31 protein-coding genes and 1 riboswitch are annotated in these 24414 nt (G+C 69.0%); of the genes, 17 read left to right on the plus strand and 14 right to left on the minus strand.

Annotated elements, in window-relative coordinates:
- Positions 1–133 precede the first annotated feature (133 nt).
- From EL493_RS05720 to EL493_RS05755, 8 genes are all read left to right on the plus strand, one after another.
- Positions 134–730 carry a cysteine dioxygenase gene (locus tag EL493_RS05720; protein ID WP_019044647.1) on the plus strand — a complete coding sequence of 199 codons (597 nt, stop codon included), beginning with the start codon at positions 134–136 and terminating at the stop codon, positions 728–730.
- On the plus strand, positions 730–1161 hold the full coding sequence (locus EL493_RS05725; protein ID WP_022566454.1) for a rhodanese-like domain-containing protein: 432 nt from the start codon (positions 730–732) through the stop codon (positions 1159–1161). Before EL493_RS05720 ends, EL493_RS05725 begins: the two co-directional genes overlap by 1 nt.
- A gap of 281 nt (positions 1162–1442) precedes the next feature.
- Positions 1443–2909, plus strand: coding sequence for a lysine--tRNA ligase (gene lysS / locus EL493_RS05730; protein WP_051719624.1), 1467 nt, complete (start codon positions 1443–1445; stop codon positions 2907–2909).
- A 115-nt stretch (positions 2910–3024) separates the two neighbouring features.
- Positions 3025–3387, plus strand: a complete 363-nt coding sequence (locus EL493_RS05735) for a histone-like nucleoid-structuring protein Lsr2 (protein ID WP_019044650.1) — start codon at positions 3025–3027, stop codon at positions 3385–3387.
- Between the two features lie 311 nt (positions 3388–3698).
- Entirely contained in the window at positions 3699–4313 is a 615-nt protein-coding gene (locus EL493_RS05740; RefSeq protein WP_030204170.1) for an FHA domain-containing protein, read from the plus strand.
- A 127-nt stretch (positions 4314–4440) separates the two neighbouring features.
- Complete coding sequence (locus EL493_RS05745) at positions 4441–5043, plus strand: anthrone oxygenase family protein (protein WP_019044652.1); 603 nt, start codon at positions 4441–4443, stop codon at positions 5041–5043.
- Positions 5044–5124: 81 nt separating this feature from the next.
- The gene (locus EL493_RS05750; protein WP_030204171.1) at positions 5125–6063 is read left to right on the plus strand and encodes an esterase/lipase family protein; all 939 of its coding nucleotides are present in this window, start codon (positions 5125–5127) and stop codon (positions 6061–6063) included.
- 280 nt (positions 6064–6343) lie between these two features.
- Positions 6344–8911 carry an ATP-dependent Clp protease ATP-binding subunit gene (locus EL493_RS05755; RefSeq protein WP_019044654.1) on the plus strand — a complete coding sequence of 856 codons (2568 nt, stop codon included), beginning with the start codon at positions 6344–6346 and terminating at the stop codon, positions 8909–8911.
- Between the two features lie 59 nt (positions 8912–8970).
- Here EL493_RS05755 and EL493_RS05760 read toward each other — a convergent pair whose 3' ends face one another.
- Entirely contained in the window at positions 8971–9423 is a 453-nt protein-coding gene (locus EL493_RS05760; RefSeq protein ID WP_126405586.1) for a YfbM family protein, read from the minus strand.
- A gap of 233 nt (positions 9424–9656) precedes the next feature.
- On the opposite strand from EL493_RS05760, the gene EL493_RS05765 reads away from it, so the two are divergent.
- Positions 9657–10016: a hypothetical protein gene (locus EL493_RS05765; protein WP_022566449.1), complete on the plus strand. Its 360-nt coding sequence runs from the start codon at positions 9657–9659 to the stop codon at positions 10014–10016.
- Here EL493_RS05765 and EL493_RS05770 read toward each other — a convergent pair.
- Complete coding sequence (locus EL493_RS05770) at positions 10010–10801, minus strand: LLM class flavin-dependent oxidoreductase (protein WP_019044657.1); 792 nt, start codon at positions 10799–10801, stop codon at positions 10010–10012. The two genes, EL493_RS05765 and EL493_RS05770, sit on opposite strands and share 7 nt — an antisense overlap.
- Positions 10802–10810: 9 nt before the next feature.
- Entirely contained in the window at positions 10811–11074 is a 264-nt protein-coding gene (locus EL493_RS05775) for an SHOCT domain-containing protein (protein ID WP_019044658.1), read from the minus strand.
- A 149-nt stretch (positions 11075–11223) separates the two neighbouring features.
- Here EL493_RS05775 and EL493_RS05780 point away from each other — a divergent pair, with 149 nt between their 5' ends.
- Positions 11224–12078 carry a helix-turn-helix domain-containing protein gene (locus tag EL493_RS05780; protein ID WP_019044659.1) on the plus strand — a complete coding sequence of 285 codons (855 nt, stop codon included), beginning with the start codon at positions 11224–11226 and terminating at the stop codon, positions 12076–12078.
- Between the two features lie 21 nt (positions 12079–12099).
- On the opposite strand, the gene EL493_RS05785 is transcribed toward EL493_RS05780, so the two are convergent.
- Together EL493_RS05785 and EL493_RS05790 are read right to left on the minus strand one after the other, a co-directional pair.
- Positions 12100–13287: an MFS transporter gene (locus tag EL493_RS05785; RefSeq protein WP_019044660.1), complete on the minus strand. Its 1188-nt coding sequence runs from the start codon at positions 13285–13287 to the stop codon at positions 12100–12102.
- Between the two features lie 72 nt (positions 13288–13359).
- Positions 13360–13854, minus strand: a complete 495-nt coding sequence (locus tag EL493_RS05790; RefSeq protein WP_162178117.1) for a DUF1877 family protein — start codon at positions 13852–13854, stop codon at positions 13360–13362.
- Positions 13855–14009: 155 nt separating this feature from the next.
- Between EL493_RS05790 and EL493_RS05795 the strand changes: the two genes are divergently transcribed.
- A complete protein-coding gene (locus tag EL493_RS05795; RefSeq protein WP_019044662.1) occupies positions 14010–14657 on the plus strand; it encodes a vWA domain-containing protein in 648 nt (215 codons plus the stop codon).
- Positions 14658–14673: 16 nt separating this feature from the next.
- On the opposite strand, the gene EL493_RS05800 is transcribed toward EL493_RS05795, so the two are convergent.
- The 3 genes from EL493_RS05800 to EL493_RS05810 all read right to left on the minus strand — a co-directional run bounded on the left by EL493_RS05800 (position 14674) and on the right by EL493_RS05810 (position 17192).
- Positions 14674–14985 (minus strand): helix-turn-helix domain-containing protein, encoded by a 312-nt coding sequence (locus EL493_RS05800; protein ID WP_022566448.1) that lies wholly within the window; start codon positions 14983–14985, stop codon positions 14674–14676.
- Positions 14986–15121: 136 nt separating this feature from the next.
- The gene (locus tag EL493_RS05805) at positions 15122–15799 is read right to left on the minus strand and encodes a response regulator (protein WP_019044665.1); all 678 of its coding nucleotides are present in this window, start codon (positions 15797–15799) and stop codon (positions 15122–15124) included.
- 85 nt (positions 15800–15884) lie between these two features.
- Positions 15885–17192: a sensor histidine kinase gene (locus EL493_RS05810; RefSeq protein ID WP_022566447.1), complete on the minus strand. Its 1308-nt coding sequence runs from the start codon at positions 17190–17192 to the stop codon at positions 15885–15887.
- A gap of 192 nt (positions 17193–17384) precedes the next feature.
- Between EL493_RS05810 and EL493_RS05815 the strand changes: the two genes are divergently transcribed.
- Together EL493_RS05815 and EL493_RS05820 are read left to right on the plus strand one after the other, a co-directional pair.
- Positions 17385–18284: an ABC transporter ATP-binding protein gene (locus EL493_RS05815; RefSeq protein ID WP_019044667.1), complete on the plus strand. Its 900-nt coding sequence runs from the start codon at positions 17385–17387 to the stop codon at positions 18282–18284.
- Entirely contained in the window at positions 18281–19132 is an 852-nt protein-coding gene (locus EL493_RS05820; protein WP_019044668.1) for an ABC transporter permease subunit, read from the plus strand. The genes EL493_RS05815 and EL493_RS05820 overlap by 4 nt, the downstream gene beginning before the upstream one ends.
- A 4-nt stretch (positions 19133–19136) precedes the next feature.
- Here the strand turns inward: EL493_RS05820 and EL493_RS05825 are convergent, their stop codons facing one another.
- Both EL493_RS05825 and EL493_RS05830 read right to left on the minus strand, forming a co-directional pair.
- Positions 19137–19622 (minus strand): DUF4240 domain-containing protein, encoded by a 486-nt coding sequence (locus EL493_RS05825; RefSeq protein WP_019044669.1) that lies wholly within the window; start codon positions 19620–19622, stop codon positions 19137–19139.
- Positions 19623–19632: 10 nt separating this feature from the next.
- On the minus strand, positions 19633–20262 hold the full coding sequence (locus EL493_RS05830; protein WP_019044670.1) for a TetR/AcrR family transcriptional regulator: 630 nt from the start codon (positions 20260–20262) through the stop codon (positions 19633–19635).
- A 107-nt stretch (positions 20263–20369) separates the two neighbouring features.
- Here EL493_RS05830 and EL493_RS05835 point away from each other — a divergent pair, with 107 nt between their 5' ends.
- The 4 genes from EL493_RS05835 to EL493_RS05850 all read left to right on the plus strand — a co-directional run bounded on the left by EL493_RS05835 (position 20370) and on the right by EL493_RS05850 (position 22356).
- Complete coding sequence (locus EL493_RS05835; protein ID WP_019044671.1) at positions 20370–21020, plus strand: FMN-dependent NADH-azoreductase; 651 nt, start codon at positions 20370–20372, stop codon at positions 21018–21020.
- Entirely contained in the window at positions 21020–21340 is a 321-nt protein-coding gene (locus tag EL493_RS05840) for a DMT family transporter (protein ID WP_019044672.1), read from the plus strand. Before EL493_RS05835 ends, EL493_RS05840 begins: the two co-directional genes overlap by 1 nt.
- Before the next feature lie 121 nt (positions 21341–21461).
- Positions 21462–21839 (plus strand): SRPBCC family protein, encoded by a 378-nt coding sequence (locus tag EL493_RS05845; protein WP_019044673.1) that lies wholly within the window; start codon positions 21462–21464, stop codon positions 21837–21839.
- Positions 21840–21918: 79 nt separating this feature from the next.
- On the plus strand, positions 21919–22356 hold the full coding sequence (locus EL493_RS05850) for an OsmC family peroxiredoxin (protein WP_019044674.1): 438 nt from the start codon (positions 21919–21921) through the stop codon (positions 22354–22356).
- 15 nt (positions 22357–22371) lie between these two features.
- Here EL493_RS05850 and EL493_RS05855 read toward each other — a convergent pair whose 3' ends face one another.
- The 4 genes from EL493_RS05855 to EL493_RS05870 all read right to left on the minus strand — a co-directional run bounded on the left by EL493_RS05855 (position 22372) and on the right by EL493_RS05870 (position 24388).
- Positions 22372–22824 carry a hypothetical protein gene (locus EL493_RS05855; RefSeq protein ID WP_019044675.1) on the minus strand — a complete coding sequence of 151 codons (453 nt, stop codon included), beginning with the start codon at positions 22822–22824 and terminating at the stop codon, positions 22372–22374.
- A 36-nt stretch (positions 22825–22860) separates the two neighbouring features.
- Entirely contained in the window at positions 22861–23649 is a 789-nt protein-coding gene (locus tag EL493_RS05860) for a CbtA family protein (protein ID WP_019044676.1), read from the minus strand.
- Positions 23640–23840, minus strand: a complete 201-nt coding sequence (locus EL493_RS05865; protein WP_019044677.1) for a CbtB domain-containing protein — start codon at positions 23838–23840, stop codon at positions 23640–23642. The genes EL493_RS05860 and EL493_RS05865 overlap by 10 nt, the downstream gene beginning before the upstream one ends.
- Positions 23841–23874: 34 nt before the next feature.
- Positions 23875–24026, minus strand: a riboswitch (cobalamin riboswitch).
- Positions 24027–24064: 38 nt separating this feature from the next.
- Positions 24065–24388 (minus strand): antibiotic biosynthesis monooxygenase family protein, encoded by a 324-nt coding sequence (locus EL493_RS05870; protein WP_022566445.1) that lies wholly within the window; start codon positions 24386–24388, stop codon positions 24065–24067.
- Between the last annotated feature and the right edge of the window lie 26 nt (positions 24389–24414).

Raw genomic sequence — 24414 nt, forward strand, 5'->3', positions numbered from 1 at the left:
GGCGTGAGCTGCTAAACTCACGCTCGTGTCCTTTCGTGTGAGCACCCAGGAGTGTTGTCGAGGCTGATTCGCCTCGACCGTTCGAGGCTGCCGTTATGCCCTCGACCGATTCACACCTCCTGGAGATGCGCTCATGCGTTCCTCTGTTCTTTCCCTTTCCTCCGCGCGCGACGCGTATTCCGCGAAGCCGCCGCTCGACCGCGCCGTCGCCTCGGCGCTGCCGACCCGGCTGCGGCCCGCCGACCTGCTGCGATTGACCGACGAGGGCGCCGAAGACGTGCTCGCCGGCCGCTACGACCACCTGCTGCCCGCCGACGGCATCTGGCCGACGGAAGAGCGCTGGGCGACCCGTCTGATCGCCGACGACGAGGTCGATGTCTGGCTGATCAGCTGGACGCCGGGTAAATCCACCGAATTGCACGACCACGCCGGTTCGCTCGGCGCGCTCACCGTGCTCAGCGGCGCGCTCTCGGAATTCCGCTGGAATGGTTCGGAGTTGCGCAGGCGCACGCTCGCCGCGGGCGATCAGGCTTCGTTCCCGATCGGCTGGGTGCACGACGTGGTGCGCGCGCCCGCCGCCGCCGAATCCGTGGGCCCGCTCGACCCGACACTGAGCGTGCACGCCTATTCCCCGCCGTTGTCGGCGATGTCCTATTACGAGGTGACCGGTCACGGCACCTTGCGACGCACCAAAACCGTCCTCACCGACCAGCCCGAAGGTGACCTGTGATGAGTCGTTTGACGATTGATCAGATGCTCGAGAACGCCCGCGCCGACCTCAGCAGGCTCTACGTCTACGACCTACCCTCGGCATTGGCCAGGGGCGCCATTCTTGTGGACATCCGTCCAGCCGCGCAGCGGGTGCGGGAGGGATCGCTGCCGGGCGCGTTGGTGATAGAGCGCAATGTGCTGGAATGGCGCCTCGATCCGACCTCGTCGGCGCGTTTGTCGCTGGCCGTCGATCACGACGTGGAATGGATCATCTTCTGCTCGGAGGGCTACACCTCTTCGCTGGCCGCGGCCTCGTTGCAGCAGTTGGGCTTGCACCGGGCCACCGATCTCATCGGCGGCTATCAGGCGCTCAAGTCGGCGGGCCTGCTGACCGTCGCGGTGAGTGCGCCGCACTTTGCCCGTGAGGTGAATGCGCTGGCTTCGCTCTAGCCGCTCGCGGCGGTCCGCCCGGCGTCGCCGGCGGCCCGAGTTGGGCTGGGAGCGTGGGGGTTCGGGGGACGTCGTGCTGGCGATTTGTTTCGAGAATGTGACGTGGATTGCATCCGGGTGGGGAATGGTCGGTGCGGCGCGCGGTTACCGCCGAGTTCTTCGTGATCTCCCCGCAAATACATTTCCGGCGCACGCTACTGTTATCGGATGTGAGCACCCCTAACCCCGCCGATACCGGCCGCGCCGTCAGTTCCGCCGTGGACAGCGATGTCCCCGAGCAGATGCGGATTCGCCGGGACAAGCGGGAGCGGCTGCTCGCGGGGGGTGGTGAGGCCTATCCGGTGGTGGTGCCGCGCACCCATACGCTGGCCGAAATTCGGGCCGCCTACCCGGATCTGGAACCCGACACCCAGACCGGTCTGCAGGCCGGCATCGCGGGCCGCGTCATTTTCGTCCGCAACACCGGCAAGCTCTGCTTCGCCACGCTGCAGGAGGGCGACGGCACCAAGCTGCAGGCGATGATCAGCCTCAACGGTGTCGGCGCCGACGCGCTGGCGGCCTGGAAGGCCGATGTGGACCTCGGCGACTTCGTGTACGTGCACGGCGAGGTCATCTCCTCACGGACCGGTGAGTTGAGCGTCATGGCCGATTCCTGGTCGATGGCGGCCAAGTCGCTGCGGCCCCTGCCGGTGGCGCACAAGGAGATGAACGAGGAGTCGCGGGTCCGGCAGCGCTACGTCGACCTGATCGTGCGCCCGGAGGCCAGGGAGATGGCCCGGACGCGCGTGAACGTGGTCAGGGCGCTGCGCACCGCGCTGGAGCGCCGTGGCTTCCTCGAGGTCGAGACCCCGATGCTGCAGACCATCCACGGTGGCGCCGCCGCGCGCCCGTTCGTGACCCATTCCAATGCGCTGGACATGGAGTTGTTCCTGCGTATCGCGCCGGAGCTGTTCCTCAAGCGGTGTGTGGTCGGCGGCCTGGAGAAGGTCTTCGAGATCAACCGGAACTTCCGCAACGAAGGCGCGGACTCCACGCATTCGCCCGAGTTCGCGATGCTGGAAACCTACGAGGCTTACGGCACCTACGACGACTCCGCGACGATGATCCGGGAATTGATCCAGGAAGTCGCGCAAGAGGCATTCGGCACCCTCGTGGTGACCCTGGCCGACGGCACCGAATATGATCTCGGCGGCGAGTGGACGACGGTCGAGATGTATCCGTCGCTGTCGGAGTCGATCGGTGTCGAGGTGACTCCGGAAACCACCGTCGAGGAATTGCTCGCGCTTGCCGATCGGGTGGGTCTGGAAATTCCTGCGGGCAAGGGCTACGGTCACGGCAAACTTGTCGAAGAACTGTGGGAACACGCGTATGGCGACAAGCTGTACGCGCCGACTTTCGTTCGCGACTTCCCGGTGGAGACCTCGCCGCTGACCCGTCAGCATCGCAGCAAGTCCGGTGTCACCGAGAAGTGGGACCTGTATGTTCGCGGGTTCGAGTTGGCAACGGGCTATTCGGAGTTGGTCGACCCGGTGATCCAGCGGGAACGGTTCGTCGATCAGGCACGCCTGGCCGCGGCCGGTGACGACGAGGCCATGGTGCTCGACGAAGACTTCCTCGCCGCGATGGAACACGGCATGCCGCCGACCACCGGAACAGGTATGGGAATCGACCGCTTGTTGATGGCACTGACCGGTTTGGGAATCCGGGAAACGATCCTGTTCCCGATTGTCCGGCCGAGTAGTCGCTGACCAGTCGATTTGCGGGGCGAAGACCTCGTGTTGGAATTTTCGTAATTAGAGGTATTCTTGCCTCGGGTATTCGGCCTGGAGGCAGGCTTGACGATTTCGAGAGGACGTTCATCTCATGGCAAAGAAGGTCACCGTTAGCCTGATCGACGATGTCGACGGTGAGTCCATCGCGGACGAGACCATCGAGTTCGCTATCGATGGCGTGTCGTACGAGATCGACCTGTCGGAGGCTAACGCGGCGCGGCTGCGCGAAGGCTTGGACGAGTGGGTCGCCAATGCGCGTCGCGTGAGTGGCCGTCGCCGGGTGAAGGCCGCGGGCGCGCCGGCGCCGCAGGGCAAGAGCCGGGTTTCCATGGACCGCGAGCAGAGCGCCGCCATTCGCGAGTGGGCCCGTCGCAAGGGCCACAAGGTCTCGGCCCGCGGCCGCATCTCGGCCGACATCACCGAGGCGTACAACAAGGAAGTCGGCAAGGCCTGAAGCTCGGCGGCGGTCCTGGGGCGCGCGCACGCGTAACCCGGACCGCCGTTCACGTCTACTGGTGTCGACCCAGGTCGGAGTAGGCGGCGTCGGCCTCCAGGGGCGATAGACTGATGTTCGTGCGCAAGGTTTTTCACGTCGGCAAGGGCCGACGGTTCGACTCGATTCGGCGAGTACATGGGTAACTCACCGGGTGCGGGCGAACGGACGACGCTGTTACCGCCGCCCGCCGACGTTTCTGTCGACGCGCACGAGTCCGGCCTGAATCGCGGAGAGGCGGGACAGAGAGGCGGGAACGCGCAGTGACCGGAATGGCTAGTTCGTTTTTGCGGTATACCGATGAGACCGGGCGGCAGCACGAGTTGGCGCTGGAGCCCGCTCAGCAGCGGTTCACCATCGGCCGCAATGTGCAGGCCGACCTCGTCCTCGGCTGGGACGCCGAGGTCTCCCGTCTGCATGCCGCCGTCGAATACCTGGGCGCGCACTGGACCATCGTCGACGACGGCCTGTCCCGCAACGGCACCTTCGTCAACGGCGAGCGGCTGATCGGCCGGCGCAGGCTCAGCCCCGGCGACCGCATCCGGGTGGGCACCACGCTGGTGCACTTCTTCGATTTCGGCGGCGTGGTCGACGACGCCACGCACACCGCCTCCGGCTCCATTCCCACCATGCGCTCGCTCACCGATACCCAGCGCGCGGTGCTGATCGCGCTGTGCAGGCCGTACAAGCACGGCACCGGCTTCGCCACGCCCGCCTCCAATCAGCAGATCGCCGAGGAATTGTTCCTGTCCATCGACGCGATCAAGACCCATCTGCGCGCGTTGTTCGCGAAGTTCGGGGTCGAGAACCTGCCGCAGAACCAGAAGCGCACCCGGCTCGCCGCGCTGGCCATGCAGAGCGGGATGATCTCCGACCACGATCTGTGAGGTCGCGACGCTCGCGCAGGTGCGTGAGCGTCTGAACCATGTCGGGAACGCGCGTGACACTGTTGACTGAGTCGTAACACCGGAGCACGGGATTCGACGCTCCGGACGACGAGTCAGGAGACATCACATGTTCGCAGTTCGGATGGCCGCCCTGGTCGCGGCGCTGCTCAGCACCGGACTGATCGCGGGCGTGTTCTACGCCTACGCGATCTCGGTGATGCCCGCGCTGGCCCGGACCGAGGACCGCACGCTGATCGACGTCATGCAGAAGATCAACGTGGTGATCATCAACCCGTGGTTCATGCTGGGCTTCATGGGCACGGTCGGGTTCACCGCGCTGGCCGCGGTCCTGACCCTGGGCAAGGAGCACCGCACCACGCTGATCTGGATCGGCGTCGCCCTGGCCCTCAATGTGATCGCCTTCGCCGTGACCGCGGGGATGAACGTGCCGCTCAACGACGCACTGGCCGCGGCGGGCGACCCGGCGGCGATCGCCGACACGGCCGCGGTGCGCGCCGACTTCGAGGCGGCGTGGGTGCGCTGGAACATCCTGCGCGCCGTCGTGCACACCGCCGCGTTCCTGGTGCTGTGCGGCGCGCTGTTCGCCGCGGGCGTGCAGCAGGGCAAGTCGAGTGTCGCCGCCGCCGGTGTGGTTGCCGGACAGCAGGTTTCGCAGCCGATGGCCGCACCCCTGGCAGGCGGCTACGCCGCGGCGCCGATCCGGCGCTGATGGCAATCTGTCAATAGCGCCCACGGCTCACTAGAACGTGTTCCATGATGAGCGGAACACGTTCTAGTGAGGAGTCGTTTCATGCGACGTAGTTCGAGATCGTTGCTGGTACTGGCCGCCGCCGCGCTGCTGACCTGGGGGAATTCGGGCGCCGCCGCCGCGGACTATCCGGTCGACTACAACTTCTTCGCCGGCATCGCGCCGGAGCTGGCCAACCCGGGCGGCGCGCTGCCCGGCGCGAACGATCCGGGCTGCGTCCCCTCCGCGGCGCATCCGAACCCGGTGGTCCTGCTGCACGGCACCGGCGGTGGCGCGCAGACGAATTGGGGCGTGTACGCCCCGCTGCTGGCCAACGAGGGCTATTGCGTGTTCGCCCTCACCTACGGTGCCTACGGCCTGCCCTGGCCGGTCTCGGCGGTCGGCGGCATGCGTCCGATCGAGCAGAGCGGGGCCGAGGTGGCGGCCTTCGTCGACCGGGTGCTGGCGAGCACCGGCGCCGACAAGGTCGACCTCGTCGCCCATTCCCAGGGCAACATCGTCGGCAACTACTACATCAAGCGGCTCGGCGGCGCCGGCAAGGTCGACAAGCTGGTCGGCATCGCCCCGCCCTGGCTGGGCACCAACGCGCTCGGCGCGGGCGACATCGCCGCCTACAGCCGGGCGCTGGGCGCCGGACCGGCCTTCGACGCGGTCGCGACCTCGCTGTGCCAGGCCTGCGGACAGATGCTCACCGGCGACGAGTTCATGACCGCGCTCAACGCCGACGGGGTGTACAGCCCGTCGGTCACCTACACCAACATCGTCTCCTCGATCGACGAACTGGTCGTCCCGTATACCTCGGGCCTCGTGCCCGGTCCGAACGCCACCTCGATCGTGGTGCAGGACGGCTGCGCGCAGGACTACTCCGAGCACATGGCCATCGCGGGCAGCCCGCGCGCCGCAGGTCACGTCCTCAACGCGCTGGATCCGGCCCGTCAGGCCCCGGTTCCGTGCGAGTTCGTGCCGCCGTTCACCGGCTAGCGCCGTCATCACTCCGACATATTTCGCTGTAGGCAAAACTCGGAGGGAAACGAATGCCGCGACGTGCGCGTTATGAGTGAATGACCATGTTGCCGCCGGTCATCAATAGGGTGGACCGGCGGCGGCGGAATCCCCTGCCAACTAGAGTGGAGGCGGGGGCCGCAACCCCCGGGCTTCATGGCAGGCTGACGGCGACAGTTGTCGGTCCGACGCCCTAGGTTGTACCGAGCACACTGCGGCGTCTGTTGCCAGAATGTCGGAGCAGGAGAGTGAGGGAGCGATGTTCGAGAGGTTCACCGACCGCGCGAGGCGTGTCGTTGTCCTGGCCCAAGAAGAGGCCCGGATGCTCAACCACAACTACATCGGCACCGAGCACATCCTGCTTGGGTTGATCCACGAGGGCGAGGGCGTGGCGGCGAAGTCGCTGGAGTCCCTTGGCATCTCGCTGGAGGGTGTGCGCAGCCAGGTCGAGGAGATCATCGGTCAGGGCCAGCAGGCGCCGTCCGGTCACATCCCCTTCACCCCGCGCGCCAAGAAGGTGCTGGAGCTGAGCCTGCGCGAGGCGCTGCAGCTCGGCCACAACTACATCGGTACCGAGCACATCCTGCTCGGACTCATCCGTGAGGGCGAGGGCGTCGCCGCCCAGGTTCTGGTCAAGCTCGGTGCCGACCTGAACCGCGTCCGTCAGCAGGTCATCCAGCTGCTGTCCGGGTACCAGGGCAAGGAACCCGTCGAGGGTTCCGGCTCGCGCGGTGAGGCGGGCACGCCGTCCACTTCGCTGGTGCTAGACCAGTTCGGCCGCAACCTCACCCAGGCCGCCCTCGAAGGCAAGCTCGACCCGGTCATCGGCCGCTCGAAGGAAATCGAGCGCGTCATGCAGGTGCTGAGCCGCCGCACCAAGAACAACCCGGTGCTGATCGGTGAGCCCGGTGTCGGTAAGACCGCGGTCGTCGAGGGCCTGGCGCAGGCCATCGTCAACGGCGAGGTCCCCGAGACCCTCAAGGACAAGCAGCTCTACACCCTCGACCTGGGTTCCCTGGTCGCGGGCAGCCGCTACCGCGGTGACTTCGAAGAGCGCCTGAAGAAGGTGCTCAAGGAGATCAACACCCGCGGCGACATCATCCTGTTCATCGACGAGCTGCACACGCTCGTCGGCGCTGGTGCCGCCGAGGGCGCCATCGACGCGGCCTCGATTCTGAAGCCGAAGCTGGCCCGTGGCGAACTGCAGACCATCGGCGCGACCACCCTCGACGAGTACCGCAAGTACATCGAGAAGGACGCCGCCCTGGAACGCCGCTTCCAGCCGGTGCAGGTCGGCGAGCCGACCGTCGAGCACACCATCAACATCCTCAAGGGTCTGCGCGACCGCTACGAGGCGCACCACCGGGTGTCCATCACCGACGGTGCCCTGGTCGCCGCCGCGACGCTGGCCGACCGCTACATCAACGACCGGTTCCTGCCGGACAAGGCGATCGACCTCATCGACGAGGCGGGCGCGCGCATGCGCATCCGCCGGATGACCGCGCCGCCGGACCTGCGCGAGTTCGACGACAAGATCGCCGACGCCCGCCGCGAGAAGGAAAGCGCCATCGACGCGCAGGACTTCGAGAAGGCCGCGCGCCTGCGCGACAAGGAGAAGCAGCTCGTCGCCAAGCGCGCCGAGCGGGAGAAGCAGTGGCGTTCGGGTGACCTGGACGTCGTGGCCGAGGTCGACGACGAGCAGATCGCGGAGGTGCTGGCCAACTGGACCGGTATCCCCGTCTTCAAGCTCACCGAGGAGGAGACCACCCGTCTGCTCCGCATGGAGGACGAGCTGCACAAGCGGATCATCGGCCAGGAAGACGCCGTCAAGGCCGTCTCCAAGGCGATCCGCCGCACTCGCGCCGGCCTGAAGGATCCGAAGCGCCCCTCGGGCTCGTTCATCTTCGCCGGTCCGTCCGGTGTCGGTAAGACCGAGCTGTCCAAGGCGCTGGCGAACTTCCTGTTCGGCGACGACGACGCGCTCATCCAGATCGACATGGGCGAGTTCCACGACCGCTTCACCGCCTCGCGTCTGTTCGGTGCCCCTCCCGGGTACGTGGGCTACGAAGAGGGCGGCCAGCTCACCGAGAAGGTGCGCCGCAAGCCGTTCTCCGTGGTTCTGTTCGACGAGATCGAAAAGGCGCACCAGGAGATCTACAACACCCTCCTGCAGGTGCTCGAGGACGGCCGTCTCACCGACGGTCAGGGTCGTACGGTCGACTTCAAGAACACCGTGCTGATCTTCACCTCGAACCTCGGTACGTCCGACATCTCCAAGGCCGTCGGCCTGGGCTTCACCCAGTCCAACGCCGAGGGTTCGAACTACGAGCGGATGAAGCTCAAGGTCAACGACGAGCTGAAGAAGCACTTCCGCCCCGAGTTCCTCAACCGCATCGACGACGTGATCGTCTTCCACCAGCTCACCAGCGAGCAGATCGTGCAGATGGTGGACCTGATGATCGGCCGCGTCGCCAAGCAGCTGAAGAACAAGGACATGGGCATCGAGCTGACCGAGCAGGCCAAGGCCCTGCTGGCCAAGCGCGGTTTCGACCCGGTCCTCGGTGCGCGGCCGCTGCGTCGCACGATCCAGCGCGAGATCGAGGACCAGCTGTCGGAGAAGATCCTCTTCGGCGAGATCGGTGCCGGCCAGGTCATCACGGTCGACGTGGAGGGCTGGAACGGCGAGGGCCAGGGCGAGGACGCCAAGTTCACCTTCGCGGGCAAGGCGAAGCTGACCAAGGCGCCCACGGGCGACGACAAGCCCGAGGTCGTCCTGACCGGCGCGGGCGAGGGCACCACGCCCGAAGCCGCCGCCTCCGGCGAGTAACCGGCTGAACGCAGAAAGCCCGCCCCTGGATTTCCAGGGGCGGGCTTTCTCGTCTCCGGTCAGCCGAAGTGCTGGAGGAAGCCGGAGTTCCGTTCGGCGGCGTACCGGAACACCAGGGTCAGGCCGTCGTAGTGGTGCCGGAGATAGTGCAGACCGACATCGCCGTCGCGGACCCAGATGTTCGGGTACACCCCGGCCTCGTCCATTGCCGCCGGGTCGAAGAACAGGGCCAGCTCGTCGAACGGGTACCTGCTCAGGGTCTTCGCGGTGGCGGACACGTCGTCCGGGCTCCAGGCGAAGTAGTTCTCCGAGGCCAGCGGCCGTCCGGTCTCGCACAGATCCACCGCGATCTGCGCCTGGGCCAGCAGGTGGTCCAGCCCCGCCCAGGCCTTGTCCAGATATCCACTGGGACCGCCTGCGGGCGCGGCCAGTTCGTCGAGAAAATCGTCGGGCCATTCCGTAGCCGCCGTCAGCCGGTCCAGCTCCGCCGCGCTCACCCGGGTGAACGACATGATCACTCCCACAACAACTCCCTGCCTCCCACTGATTGCGGCCGAAGCTAGCAGCGCCCACCGACACCGCCGCCCGAATTGCTATGTTTACCCGCGTGTTCGGGTGGGTAAAGGCGCGGTGCGCCGGAGTGATTGTCGTCGGTGTCGCCGTGGCGGGTTGTGGCACAGCCGATTCGGAGGTCGCCGCGCCGCCGACGTCTACGGCGGTAGTGACGACAACCAAGGGGCCGATCGTGGACGGTGTACTGCCGACCGCCGCCGACGCGCGCGGGTGGCTGGATCAGGGCGCGCGCTGTCTCGAGGGCGAACGTCCGGTGCTGCTGATCGGCGCGCTGCGCAACTCCAAGGAGAAGTTCGCGGTCTGTGAACGCGCCGACACCACCCGGGTGTTGCGCGCCTGGGCGCCCGGTCTGCGGTCTCAGCCGTTCGAGGCGCCGTTCTTCACCTACACCGCCAACAGCCAGCAGTTCCGCCACGACGACGGGATGAAGATCGACCTGTCCAAGGCGACGGTGACCGTGACCGACGATCCCCAGAATCCCCGCTACATCGTCGGTTTCGTGGTCGAGGCGTACTGGAGTGCCATCTACTGACGTGCCAGGGCCACGACCGGCGCGAAGGCGTCGGCCAGTTCACCGGGGACGATCACTTCGTCGATACCGTAGCGGGCGCCGCGGGATTCGAGGATTTCCACAGCGGCCTGGGGATCGCTGGGGAGAAGTCCGGCGGCGTGTGCCGCGCGCAGCTTGTCGGCCGTGAGGCCCAGCCGGGCACTCAGCCAGACCGGGACGCGATCGCCGATGCCGGTGAGCTGCAGGGTGAACCGGATCGGCCGATCGGTGTGCTCGGTGACCATGCCGACCATGCGGGCCAGCTCGTCCTCGGTGGCATCCGGCGCGGCGGCCAGCAGGACACGGTCGGCGTGCGCGGCGGCCGTGGCCAGCATGCGCGGGCCGTTGGCCGCGATCACGACCGGTGGTGGGGGATCGACCTGCGCGCGAACCGCCGACACGGTGTCGATCAGGTGCTGTCGGCGTTCACCCGCGGAAGCCCATGGCAGGCCGAGCCTTTCGGCCTCGGACCGGGCGTCCGGTCGGCCGGTGCCGATGCCGAGTTCGAACCGGCCGTCCGACAGCAGTTGCAGCGCGGCCACATCCCGGACGGTCTGGCCGGTCGTGCGCAGCGGATCGGCGAGGACATTGGGGCGCAGCCGCAGGTGCCGGGTCACGGCGGCGGCCGCGGCCAGCGCCGGTAGGGGCGAGGGTGTGTAGAGCGTGTCCGGGAGCAGCACGGTCGCATAGCCGCGCCGCTCGGCGTCGACGACCGCCCGCGTCCATTCCGCACCTGAGCTCGGGGTCAGGATGATGCCGAATCGCATGGCCCGCTCCTACTTCTTCGCGCGGGGTTCGGTCAGTACGGCGAGGCGGGTGCGGTACTCGGCCTCGCTGATCTCGCCGCGGGCGAAACCGTCCCGCAGGGCGGCGACCCCGCCGCCGCGACCCGCGCAGCGCCTGCGGGCGAGGAACAGCACCGCGAGCACGGTGACCCAGAACAGCAGGGGGAAGATCCAGAAGAACGGCCAGGGATGCCAGCCGCCGTCGTAGTGGTCGGCCAGGACGGTGAGCGTCGTCGCGCTGTCGAAGATGTTCATGGATTCAGCCTGCTCGCGGGAAGCCGCGCGGACATCGGCCGCGCGACCCGATCACGGCTACGTCCGCAGGCGTAGCGCCGCCCGATCCACCGCCGCACCGGCTCCGAGCTGCCTTGGTACCGTGAATCCGTCGGAGATCCACCCGGAGGATGTGCACGGTGACGCTGATCGAATCTGGTGCGAGCGGTCTCGACAATGTGCTCGCCGGTCTGCAATGGCGCTTCGCAGGCCGGGACGAATTTGCGCTCGCCGCGGGCGGCTGGGAGCACCTCGCCGGCGGGCCGACCGCCCTGGTGGTGACCGACGGCCTGGTCCGGGTCCACTGCCCGGCCTCCGTTGATCACGACGGCGAGGCCGAGGATCTGGCGAGTGGCGATTTCCTGTTCGTCCCCCGCCCGAACCGCCTCGCCCTCACCGGCCTCGCCGAAAGCGCTGTGCTGCGGGTGCGGCTGGATCCGGTCGGGTCGGGCAACGCGATGGACGCGCTGCCGCGGCGGGTACTGCTCACCGAATTCGTCCGGCACGCACCGTTGGCCGCGACGATGCTGGAGCACCTGGTGCGGGACTGCCCCGACCCGTTCGGGGTGCAGGGCGACAGGGTCGCCACCTTGATCGGCTCGATGGCGATCGAGTCCTGGCATGCCCGCGGATGCGCGCCCAAGCGGTGGCTGTTGCGGGTGAACGAGCCCGGCGTGGCGCGGGCGGTGGCGGCGATGCACGCCGACCCCGGCCGGGAGTGGACGGTCGAGGCGCTGGCCCGGGTCGCGCTGGCGTCGCGATCCGGCTTCGCCGCGCGGTTCCAGGCGGCGACCGGGCTCACCCCGGGCCGCTATCTGACCGCACTGCGGGTCGAGCGGGCACAGCTGTTCCTGGCCGAGCGTGACGCCTCGGTCGGTGCGGTGGCGCGGCGGCTGGGCTATCGATCCGAGACCGCGTTCGGTCGCGCGTTCCGCAGGCACACGGGCCGCACACCGACCGAATGGCGACGTGCGGCCCGTGGGTGAGTGGCGGTGACACCGGTGGCGTCAGCCGCGCGACCTCGCCAGTGATACCCGCACCAGAACACCGCCGAGGATCGCGGCGCCTGCCGCGAACCCGTAGGTCGCGGCCAAACCGATGCCGTCCACGCCGCGTCCGCCGACCGCCGAACCCAGAATGATCGCGAGCTGGAACCCGCCGACCACCAGTCCGCTGCCCGCCTCGATCCGGTCGGGCAGCACCCGCGAAACCCACACCTGCACGAGGTTGAGGATGCCGCCGAACGCGCCGCCCCACACCACCACGGCCACATAGCCGAGCACCGGAACGGCAGCGGATCCGATGATCGCCAGCAGCGACAGCCCGATGGCCGTCGGCACCGCCACCAGCAGCACTTCGAGTCTGCGGTCGGCGAGCGATCCGAGCACGAAATTGCCGATCAGGCCGCCGATCCCGAACAGTGCCAGCAGCACCGGAACGGCCGTCGGTCCCGCGTCCATCAGCTCGGTCAACGCGGGGCGGATGTAGGTGAAGCCGGCGAAATGCCCGCCGATGACCGCGACCACACTCACCAGTCCTAGCGCGACGCCCGGCGCCCGCAACGCCGCGCCCATCGCCGCGAAGCCGATGCCCTTGCTCGGCGCGATCGGCGGCAGCATCAGCCGCACCGCGACCGCCGCGAGCACGGTGAGCCCGGCCGCGACCACGAACACCGTCCGCCACCCCGCGTACGTGCTCAGCAGCACGCCCAGCGGCACCCCGGCCACCGTGGCGACGGTGGTGCCGGCGTTCACGATCATCATCGCCCGGCCGAGCCGCTCGGCGGGCACCAGTTGCGCGGCGATCACCAGCGCCATCGACCAGTACCCGCCCACCGCGACGCCGAGCAGCAGCCGTGCGAGCAGCAGCGTCGCGATATTCGGCGCTACCGCGACCAGCACGTTCGACACCGCGGCCCCGACGGTCAGCACCAGCAGCAGCGTCCGCCGGTCGACCTTCGGAAACAGCGAGCCGAGTCCCAGCGCGGCCAGCAGCGCGGTCAGCGCGGTCGCGCTGACGGAGAGGCCGACCACCCCTTCCGGCACTCGCAGATCGTCGGCGAGCGCGGTCAGCACCCCCGGCGGCAGGAACTCGGCGGTCACCAGGGTGAAGCTGCCCAGAAACATGGTGAGCAGGGCGGGCCACGCGCGGCGGCCGGTGTGCGGCGCCGCGGCGAGGGTCGATGTCGTCGTCATGCGGGGTGCAACAACGCTGCTTTCCCCGGCTCGCGACCCAGACGCCACGAGACCCGACCGAAACGCCACGCTTCACGAGAAGCTCTGGATGAACCCCGATCCGTGGCGGTCGGCGAAGTCGAAGACCCGCACCAGCTGGGCGTAGTGATAGTTGAGGGTGCGCAGGCCGTCGTCACCGTCGCGTACCCAGACGTGCGGGTACACCAGGGTGTCGTCCATGCGCTGTGGGTCGTAGTGGTCGGCCAGCTTCTCGAAGGGGAGGGCGCGCAGCAGTTCGGCGGTGTACGACACGTCCTCCGGGGTCCAGGTGCTGTAGCCCTTCGTCTCGATGTCGAGTGGGCGGCCGGTGAAGAACAGGTCGACCCCGGTGCGCGCCGCTTCGAACAGGTACCGCAGGCCCGCCCAGGATTTGTCCAGGTAGCCGGTGGGCTCGGTGTCGGGTGTGTGCGCCTGCTCGACGAATCGCTCCGCCCACTCCCTGTCCTGGGTGAGCCGTTCCAGATCGGCTGGGCCCACTTTCGTGAACGACATGACCGCGCCCATGAATTCCCCTCTGCTCGTGTTCATTTCGGCGAACCGACGTGTTGTTCTACCGCCGCACGCAGTGAATGGCCGTCGGCTTGGCATTCGCTTTTCATCGGCTTTCGATGGCATTTCGCGGTCGGTGGGGCGGCGTACGGTGGGAATTGTTCGTCGCAGGAAAACAACACGGGGGTGTTCACATGACCGATTCCGATCGCACACTGATCGCCGTGCTGCTCGACCGTTCCGGGTCGATGCAGTCGATCAAGGCCGACACCGAGGGCGGGCTGGCCGCCTATTTCGAGCAGCAGCGCACGGTGCCGAAATCCATCGAGGTGACGCTGGCGCAGTTCGACACCGCCTACGAGGTGGTCTACGCCAACCAGCCGCTGGACCGGGTGCCGCCGCCGAACCTGGTGCCGCGCGGCGGTACCGCGCTCTACGACGCGATCGGCAAGCTGGTCTCCGACGTGGGGGCCGAACTCGCGGCCCGGCCCGAGCACGAGCGGCCCGGCACCGTGATCGTCGTCGTCCTCACCGACGGCCACGAGAACTCCAGCCGGGAGTGGACCCACGCGGCGGTGAAGTCCCTGATCACCCAGCAGCAGGACGTCTACAACTGGACCTTCGTCTTCCTCGGCGCCAATATGGACGCCGTCGAAGTGGGCACCAACCTGGGCATCGACCGCGACTCCGCCATCACCTACGCCCCGGTCGCGGGCGGCGTCCGCGGCGCCTTCGACGCCCTGTCCGCCTACTCCGCCCGAGCCCAAGCCGCCCCCGCAGGCTCCGCCCGCCGAGCCCGCTTCTCCACCGCCGAACGCCGCAAAGCCGACCCGGGCCGCTAGCCCTGACCACGTCGGCTCAGGCGGCGTCGAATTTCTCGAACCGGGCGACGAAACGCACCTCCAGCGCGTGAGCCAACCGCTCGAGCATGCCTATTGTCGGTGTACCACCGCCTGATTCGAGCCGCGAGATCTCGGGCTGCCGCAACCCGGCACGTTCGGCCAGCTGCGTCTGCGTCAGCCCGAGCTCGAGCCGCAGTTCACGGATGGCCTGTGCCAGTTCGATCGCCAGAATCGCCTCGGCACGGCCCGCTTCGTACTCCGCGGCATCGAAATCCGGCCTGCTCCTCCGTTCGCGCCGAAGGTCATCCATCGAGGAATGCTCAGCCATGATCGGGTACCTCTCTGTCGAAATCCGCGTGGGCTCGATCGTGTTCCGATTCGCACAGTTCCGGCTCGAGCTCTACCACGTAGAGGGTCATAGGATCGATCCTATATAGCATCGATCCTATATGGCAACGGTGTTTCTACTGCCAACCTGGGCGGACGAGGCCGGATTCGTAGGCGAGGACGACCAGTTGGGTGCGGTCGCGGGCGGCGAGTTTGGTGAGGATGCGGCTGACGTGGGTGCGGGCGGTGGCGGGGCTGAGGTAGAGGCGGGCGCCGATTTCGGCGTTGGTGAGGCCCTCGGCGACCAGGGTCATCACCTCGCGTTCGCGGTCGGTGAGTTCGGCCAGTGCGGCGGGTGGGGGTTGTTTGGCGTGGGTGGAGAACTCGGCGAGCAGGCGGCGGGTGACGCCGGGGGACAGCAGGGCGTCGCCCGCGGCGGTCACCCGGACCGCGCGCAGCAGGTCGGCCGGTTCGGTGTGCTTCACCAGGAAACCCGCCGCGCCGGCACGGATCGCCTCGAAGACGTACTCGTCGAGTTCGAAGGTGGTGAGGACGACCACCCTGACCTCGGCGAGCTTGGGATCGTCGGCGATCATCCTGGTCGCGGCCAGCCCGTCCAGGATGGGCATACGGATGTCCATGAGCACCACATCGGGCACCAGCGCGCGGGTCATCCGGATGGCCTGTTCGCCGTTCTCGGCCTCGCCGATCACCTCGATGTCGTCCTGGGCGTCGAGCAGGGCGACGAACCCACCGCGCACCAGTGCCTGATCGTCGGCGACCAGCACCCGGATCACCGGCTCCGCCTCGCTCATGCGCTCGCCTCCTGGTCGTCCGGCGGTGCGGTCGCGGCCGGTGGGGCAGCGTCGATCGGCCGTGCGGCGACCGGTGCCATCTCGCTCACGCGGTCGCCTCCCGATCGTTCGGGGGTTCGCTCGCGGCAGGCGGGGCATCGCCGACCGGCCGCGCGGGCAGCCGTGCCGCCACGCGGAACCCGCCGGAGGGCCGGGGCCCGGCGGTGAGCGCGCCGCCGAGCGCGTGCGCCCGTTCCCGCATCCCGATGATCCCGTTGCCGCCGGCGCCGGAGCGCACGGCCGGGCCGGTGGGCCGGGTGTTGTCGACGGTGATGTCGACCGATTCGGCGGTGTAGCGCAGGGTGATCAGCGCGGCGGCGCCGGGCGCGTGCCGCACCACATTGGTCAGCGATTCCTGGATGATCCTGGCCGCGGCCACGTCCATCACGCTCGGCAGTTTCTTGGGCGTGCCGATGATCTTGGTGTCGACGGTCAATCCGGTCGCGCGGGTGCGTTCCAGCAGCGTGTCGAGATCGTCCAGGGACGGCGCGGGCGCGCGCGGCGCGGGTCGCGGCGGCGGGGCGGGCTGGGGCGCGGGTGGCGGCGAATCGGGCGCGGCGGCAACCGAATCGGAATACTCCTCGACGGGCGCCACGCTCGCTCCGCTGCGGATGGCGTGCAGCAGCGTGTGCACCTCGGTGAGCGCCTCCTTGGACGTGGTCTTGATGGTGGCCAGCGCGGCGGCGGCCTGCTGCGGTTTGCGATCGAACAGCTCGAGCGCCACCGAGGACTGCACATTGATCAGCGAAAGACTGTGCGCGAGCACATCGTGCAGCTCCCGTGCGATGGCGAGGCGTTCCTCACTGGCCGCCCGCGCCTGCTGCGCCTGCTCGTCGCGGCGCGCGGCCTCGGCGCGCTGCCTGCGCGCGAGCACGATCGCCCGCCGCTGACGCACCCCCTCGGCCACCGCGATCAGCACACCCATCCAGGCCAGTAGCCCGAAGGCCTGCCAGGCGCCGGTGCCCCGACCGAGCAGCGCGGGCAGCGGCCACACCATGGTCAGATAGCCCACCGCGACCAACGGATATGTGCGCCAACGCGATCCGTTGATGGCGGCGGTCAGGAAGGCGATCACCAGCGACAGGAAGATCGGCCCATAGCCGTAGTCGCGCAGCACGTAGACGATCGCGGCGAACAGCGTCACCAGCAGGACTGGCTCCGGCAGCAGCCGCCGGAAGCCCAGCGCGATCGGGCCCGCGAGCAGCAACAGATACGCGAACGCGTCGAGCGAACGCACCCCGCTCTGGTGCGTATTCGCCCCGGAGCTCCCGGCGAGCTGGATCACCGCGACCACCACTGCCAGGCCCCAGTCCTGAACGACCGAGCCACGCTCCCATTTCGCAGACGCTCCCACCTCTGTCACCCTATTGCGTGCGACGGCCGCCCGCGTGGGCCTGCGCGCGTAATTCCGGCTGGAACCACGCCGCGGCCGGTCAGCGGCGCCTCTCGGGGCGAATGTCTGGCGTCGCGGTAGGCCGCGCGGCGTAGTGGCGAAGCCGCCGCGCGACGGATGCCCGAACGCCGGTCCGGCGCGGATTCTGAGTCCATGAACGATTCGATCGTGGTCACCGACGGGCTGACCAAGCGCTACGGCGAGCACCTCGCGGTGGACGCGGTGAGTATGCGGGTCGGCGCGGGGGAGATCTACGGCTTCCTCGGCCCCAACGGCGCGGGCAAGACCACCACGCTGCGCATGCTGGCCGGACTGATCCGGCCCAGCGCGGGCACGGCGCTGGTGCGCGGCCTGCCGCCGGGCGACCCGGCGGTCCTGCGCCGCATCGGCGTGCTCATCGAAGGCCCCGGCTTCTATCCGTACCTGTCCGGTCGCGACAATCTGCGCGTCCTGGCCCGATATCGCGGCCACGGTGCGGAGGCGGTCGAGCGCGCGCTGAGCCGCGTCGGCCTGGCGGACCGGGCGGGCGACCGCTTTCGCACCTATTCCCTCGGCATGAAACAGCGACTCGGTGTCGGCGCCGCCCTGCTCGGCGACCCCGATCTGCTCGTCCTCGACGAGCCGACCAACGGCCTCGATCCGGCGGGCCTGGCCGACATGCGCACCCTCATCGTCGATCTCGCCGCCGACGGGCACACGGTGCTGCTGTCGAGCCATCAGCTGGCCGAGGTGCAGGAGATCTGCCATCGCGTAGGCGTGATCGCCGGCGGCAGGTTGCTGGCGGAGTCGACGGTGGCCGAACTACGCGGCACCGCAACGCTGCTGGTACGCGCGGACCCCGTCGCGTCCGCTGTCGCCGCGATCCGGGCGGTTACCGGCGCGCCGGTGCGGGCCGGTGCCGAGGGGATCCGCGTCGAGGCCACGGCGGCGACGGCGCCCGCCGTGGCGCGGGCCGTGCTGGCGGCGGGCGCCGACCTGCTCGAACTGCGGGTCGACGAGAAATCCCTGGAAGAAGTGTTCTTCGAGATGACGGCTGTGGAGGTCACGCGATGACGAGAGATCTGTGGGCGAGTCTGCGCGCGGAGTCGATCCGGCTGGGCCGCTGGCCCACGTTCTGGATCGTGCTCGGGGTGTGGATTCTGCTGAACCTCACCTTCGCCTACCTGTTCAATTACCTCGCCTACACCTCCGGCGAGAGCGGGGCCATGGCCGACGGCCTACCTCGTGACGTGCTGCTCGGCCAGCTGATGCCCGCCGCGGTGCCCGAGGTGTTCACCCAGGGGATGGCCATGTTCGGCGGCGCGTTGATGCTGATCCTGGGCGCGCTCGCGGTCGGCAGCGGGTACGGCTGGGGCACCTGGAAGACGGTGTTCACCCAGGGGCCGAGCAGGCAGGCCGTGGTCGGTGGACTGCTGGTCGGCCTGCTCGTCGTCGTGATCGCGCTCGTCGGTGTGGCGTTCGCCGTCGATCTCGGGGTCGCGTCGCTGATCGCCGTGAGCGAGGGGCAGCCGCTGGTGCTGCCGTCGCTGGAACAGTCGGTGCTCGGAATCGGTTCCGGCGTGGCGATTCTGAGCATGTGGACGCTGGCGGGCGCGTGTGTCGGTGCCGTCGCCCGTGGTCCGGCGCTGGCCGTCGGCCTCGGTCTGGTGTGGGTGCTCGTGGTCGAGAACCTGCTGCGCGGGGTGGCAGGCATCTTCGGCCCGATCGAGGCCGTGACCGATGTGCTGCCCGGTACGGCCGCCGGGTCGCTGGCGGGCGCCCTGCGCACCGTCGACGGCCCGCCCACGCCCGGCGTGCTCGACATCCTGACCCGCGGCGAGTCGCTGGCGCTGCTCACCGGCTACCTGCTGGTCTTCGGCGGCGGGACGGTCTGGCTGATGACCCGCCGCGACCTGGCCTGACCGATCAGGACCACCCGGCCGGGTTCGAGGCCGTCTCCCGCGAGATGCCCGAACCCGTCTCGGGGAAGCCGCCGTACAGGCGGTCGTGCAGGTGGGCGAAGAAGTAACACATCTCCTCGCACTCGGCGTCGGGCACGGCGACGGCCGGATCGGCCAGCACGGCCTCGTAGTGCTCGCGCCCCATGGCGACGATGAAGCCGCGCGCGTACAGGAAGCCGTCGTCGGAGCCGTCGGTGATCTCCTGGATATCGGCCCGATCGATCTCGTAGAGCGCCCGCTCGGCGACCCGGTCCAGCGCGGTCAGCTCGGCGCTGGTGAAGTCGGTGCTCAGCGAGCGCAGGGCGTCGATGAAACGGTCGGTGTGTTCGCGCGGGAGATCGGCGCCCGGGGTGAGCAGGGCGGTGCGGGCCGCGGAACCGGCCCGGTCCCATGCGGTTTCGATCAGGGCCCAGAACTGGGCGGCTTCGCTGTCGGTCGGCAGTGTCGTCACCCGGCTGACGCTAACCGTGGGGACCGACAGATTCCGGGCCGCCGAGCAGCCGATGGGCCAGCACCGCGAGCCCGTCGGTGATCTGCTCGGGCGCGAGCCCACGTTCGCGCTGACGCAGGTAGATCTCCGCCGCCAGCGGCGCGAGCACCACGTCGACCAGCGAATCCGGCTGGGGCACAGCGGCATCGACCAGCAGGGCGCGGACGTGCGCGAACCAGAACCCGTACGCGCCGGTCGCGAAGCGCGCCCCGCCGGTCTCCGCGCCGAGCACCAGATGGGCGTGCGCCGTGAGCAATTCGACCATCGCGCCGTAGAAGGCGGCCAGCCGGTCGGCGGGAGCCGCGCCGGGGCCGAGCGGCGGCTCACCGCGCAGCAGCTGTTCCTGGAGCGCGCGTTCGTGTTCGTCGAGCAGGGCCTCGGCGATGGCGGTGCGGTCGGGGTAGCGGCGGTAGAGGGTGCCGCGGCCGACGCCGGCGGCCTTGGCGATGTCGTCCATGGTGACCGTGCGTGGGTCGCGGGTGGCGAACAGTTCGGCGGCCGCCGCCAGCACCTTGGCCCGGTTGCGGGCGGCGTCGGTGCGCTCGGCGGGCCGCGGCGCGTCGAGCGCGGTGCCGGTGAGCAGGTCTGATCGGGGCTCCATGGTGACGACTGTAGCCCAGAAACGAATATGTGGACAAGGTGTCCACTTATGTTCTATGGTCGTGTCAGCGACAAGCGGACATGATGTCCATTTATGGAAGGCTCGACATGACACACCTCCTGCACCTCGACGCCAGCGCCCGCACCCGGTCGGTCAGCCGCAGGCTGGGCGCGGAATTCGTCCAGTCCTGGCGGGCCGCGAACCCGGATGGCGAGTACACCTACCGCGACCTGGCCGCCGAGCCGACGCCCTTCATCGGCGAAGGCTGGACCGAGCTGTGCGACGCCGTCCTCGCCGCGGGCAGCACCGATCTCGACCGGCTGCCCGAACTGGCCGCGACACCGGCGGCACGGGCGGCGTGGGAGATCGTCGAGCCGCTGCTGGCGCAGGTACTGGCCGCCGACGTGATCCTCATCGGCACGCCGATGTACAACTACTCGATCCCCGCTTCGCTCAAGGCCTGGCTCGACCAGATCACCTTCCCGCGAATGTCGCTGGGGGAGCGCAGGTTCGTGGTGGTCAGCGCCCGCGGCGGCGCGTACTCGCCCGGCGCGCCCAAAGCCGCGTTCGACTACCAGGAGCGCTACCTGCGCGACTTCTTCGCCGGGCACTTCGCGGTCACCGACACCGTCGTCGTGAACGCCGAACTGGCCAATGCCGTCCAGGACCCGAACCTGGCCCACCTGCGCGACGCGCACGAGGCATCACTGACCGCCGCGCTGACCGAAATCCGCCTGCTCGCGAAGGCGTACGTGTGATGAGCTGGGTAATCCTCGGCCTGGCCGGCCTCGTCGAGATCGTCTGGTCACAGACCATCAAGCCCACCGAGAACTTCACCAAACTCGGCCCGACTCTGCTCTGCATCGCACTCGGCTCGCTGGCCGTGTACCTGCTCTCGCGGGCCATGCACACCCTGCCGGTCGGCACCGCCTACGCGGTGTTCACCGGGATCGGGGCGCTGGGCGCGATCAGCCTCGGGGTGCTGGTGCACAAGGACCCGCTGAGCGCGGGCCGAATGCTGGCGCTGGCGCTGATCCTGGGCGGCATCGTGCTCGCCAGGGTCACCAATCCCGAGTAACGCTGTCGCACACCCGATGCGGCCCTGACCGGCTCCGGGCCGGTAAGGTCGGATGATGGACCAGCCAGTTCGCCCCCCTGATCTGTCTGCGCGACCGCACGAGCTCACGGTCGAGCGCGTGATGAAAGCCTCGCCCAGCCTGCTCTACGCGGCTTGGACGAAGGGCCTCGACCTGTGGCTGGCGGTTCCGGGTTCGGTGCTCGGCCGCCCCGGCGTCGACGAACCCCTCTATTTCGACACCGGCTCGGCCGACAAGCGCAACCCGCACTACGGCCGTGTCCTGGCCCTGGAGCCGGACCGCCGGGTGGAGTTCACCTGGGTCACCGCGGCCACCGAGGGCGTGGAGACCGTGGTCGCCGCGGAATTCCTCAAGCAGCCACGTGGCATCCGGCTGCGGTTGCGGCACTCCGGGTTCCCCACCGTCGCCATTCGCGATCTGCACCAGCAGGTCTGGCCGGACATGCTGGAGCGCCTCGACGAGGTCACCGGCACCGCCTGAGCGGAAGCGGGGTCGGCACCGGCGCCCGGCCGAGTAGGTTCGTCAGCGGACGCAATTCCCCCGAATCGAAAGGATTGTCATGCCGACTCGTAGCGCACGCACCCTCTGGGCAGGCGGACTGCAGGACGGTACCGGGCAGGTGGAACTGGTCAGCTCCGGTGCGGGCAAGTTCGATGTGACCTTCCCGCGCCGGGTGGCCGACGCCGCCGAGGGCACCAGCCCGGAGGAGCTGATCGGTGCGGCGCACTCGTCGTGCTACTCGATGGCGCTGTCGGCCGAGATCGCCAACGCCGGCGGCACCCCGGAGAGCCTGGACGTCACCGCCGACGTGACCCTCGGTCCCGACCCGGCCGGTGGCTTCCGGATCAGCAAGATCAAGCTGACCGTGCGCGCGGTGGCCCCCGGCCTGGACGCCGAGGGCTTCTACGCCGCCGCCGTCGCCGCCAAGAACGGCTGCCCGGTGAGCAAGGCCCTGGCCGGCGTCGCCGAAGTGGAGCTGGACGCCGAGATCATCTGAGCATCGTGACGCGGCTCATCGCTGGGTGAACCAGCGGTGAGCCGCGGGCGTGTACATGGCCGCGATCGCGACCAGCACCGCCAGGATGTGCACGGTCCGGCAGCCGACGAGCACCGCCGACGACGGTGCCAGCTCGCCGAACAGCACCGCGTAGTCGTCGGCCGACAGCAGCACCGCGACCGGCTCGATGATCAGCGAGAGCAGTCCGACCACCCCGATCCCCACCGTCAGCAGGGCGCGCGCCACCCGGCTGCCGTGCAGCATGACCAGCGCGACGGCGGCCACGACGAGATAGATCGCCAGGCGTGGCAGCAGTCCCGCCGCGGTGGCACCGAATTCACCACCGCCGCGCACGGCGCGCAGCAGTCCTTCGGCGGCACCGGCGGCCAGCGCGGTCAGCAGCGCGCCGAAGGCGACCGTGACGGCGACGGGGCGGTCGGCGGAAACGGAAAAGGCAGTGGCGGTCATGAGACCGACACTGCCTTTCCGGACGACCGGGGCGAATCACCCCGCGGTAGCGACCTGCCCCGCTACGGGAGTACTACGCCGCGTGGAGAATTCGGTGAGCGCGGCGAAGGCCAGGCCCAGCGACACCCACAGCGTGGTGGTCTCGGCCAGCGAGGCCACCCGGAACTTCCACAGCAGCGTCGCCGGGAAGTCGTCGGCGACCTCGTTCACGCCCGGCAGCAGAACGTAGCCGACCGTGGTGACCAGCACGAACGCGGCGACACCCGCGATGAGCCGGAGCGTGTCCAGCTGTCCGGCCAGCGCCCGGTACGCGGCGACCGCCGCCGCGACGGCGAGCAGGCCCAGCACGACCGCGGCGACCCACAGCCACGTGCGGTCGTTGATCGTCTCCGGATCGCCCACCGCGGGCGGGTTCGCCGGATACTTGAAGAACGGCACCGCGACGATCGCCGCCCACGCCAGCCCGGCGCTGATCAGCGAGAAGCGCGGTCCCGGCAGCGCGGTGTAGCGGCGGGCGATGTTCACCGCCGCGGCGAACAGGGCGCCGAAGGCCATCCCGGCGAGGCCGAGGGCGAGGAATTGTCCCGCCTTCTGCCCGGTCCGGCTGACCAAGGGTTCCTCGTCACCGCCGTGCGAATGGCCCTGGGGCTCGGCTGCCTCGTGCGGATGGTCCGCCGGAGCGGCGGCAGCTTCTTCGATGGCGATCGCGGCGTCCACCTGGGGCTCGCCGACGAAGTAGCCCACTGTCGCGGCCAGCAGGCCGGCGATCAAGCCGGCCAGCAGGCCACGCAACAGCAGGGTTTTCAGTGATCCGGTCAGTGGCACGGAACACCCAGCAGGTGACGTCCGTCGTGCATCAGCTCGTGCAGGAACATCCCGCTACGCGAGACGGCCCCCTGGTCGAATCCGACCAGGTACAGGGCGAGCAGTGCCAGCAGAACGACACCGACCGTGACGAGCACGGTGGCCAGGGTGTCCAGGCCGGTAGACCGGCTGGGGGAATGCGCGATTGCCATTCGGGTCCTCCTCAGGGATACGCGTCCCATGGTCGAAGTGTGGTGCGCAGGTGCCGGTGTCTGGCTCTCCGGCACCGGGGACCCGGTACGGAATACAGTGGCGCGACCGCTCCGGAATCACACCGGAATTACCGCGCACCCACGCGTGTTTTCCCCCGAACTGTGACAGCAGCCGACCATGCACGTCAATATGGGTGCCCGCATGTCCAGGGGAAACGCCGTGATCAGGCCTTCGCCGGCACGTCCAGGACCACCTCGAACTCGAGCAGCGACGCACCGGTGGAGACCGGCTTGGGCCGCTCGCCCTCGGCACCGTGACCGGCGTGCGCCGCGCGGGCCGGGCCGTCGCGCCACGCGGCGAAGGACTCCTCCGAATCCCACTGGGTCACCACGAAATACCGGTTCTCACCGGCGGTCGGGCGCAGCAACTGGAATCCGAGGAAACCGGGGGAGTTCTCCACCGCGTGCGCACGGGCGGCGAACCGCTTCTCCAGCTCGGGGCCGGCGCCCTCGGGAATCTCGATCGCATTGATCTTCACAACAGCCATGAGCCGACAATACGACCGCGCGGGAA

The sequence above is a fragment of the Nocardia asteroides genome, assembly GCF_900637185.1.
GTDB classification, from domain to species: domain Bacteria; phylum Actinomycetota; class Actinomycetes; order Mycobacteriales; family Mycobacteriaceae; genus Nocardia; species Nocardia asteroides.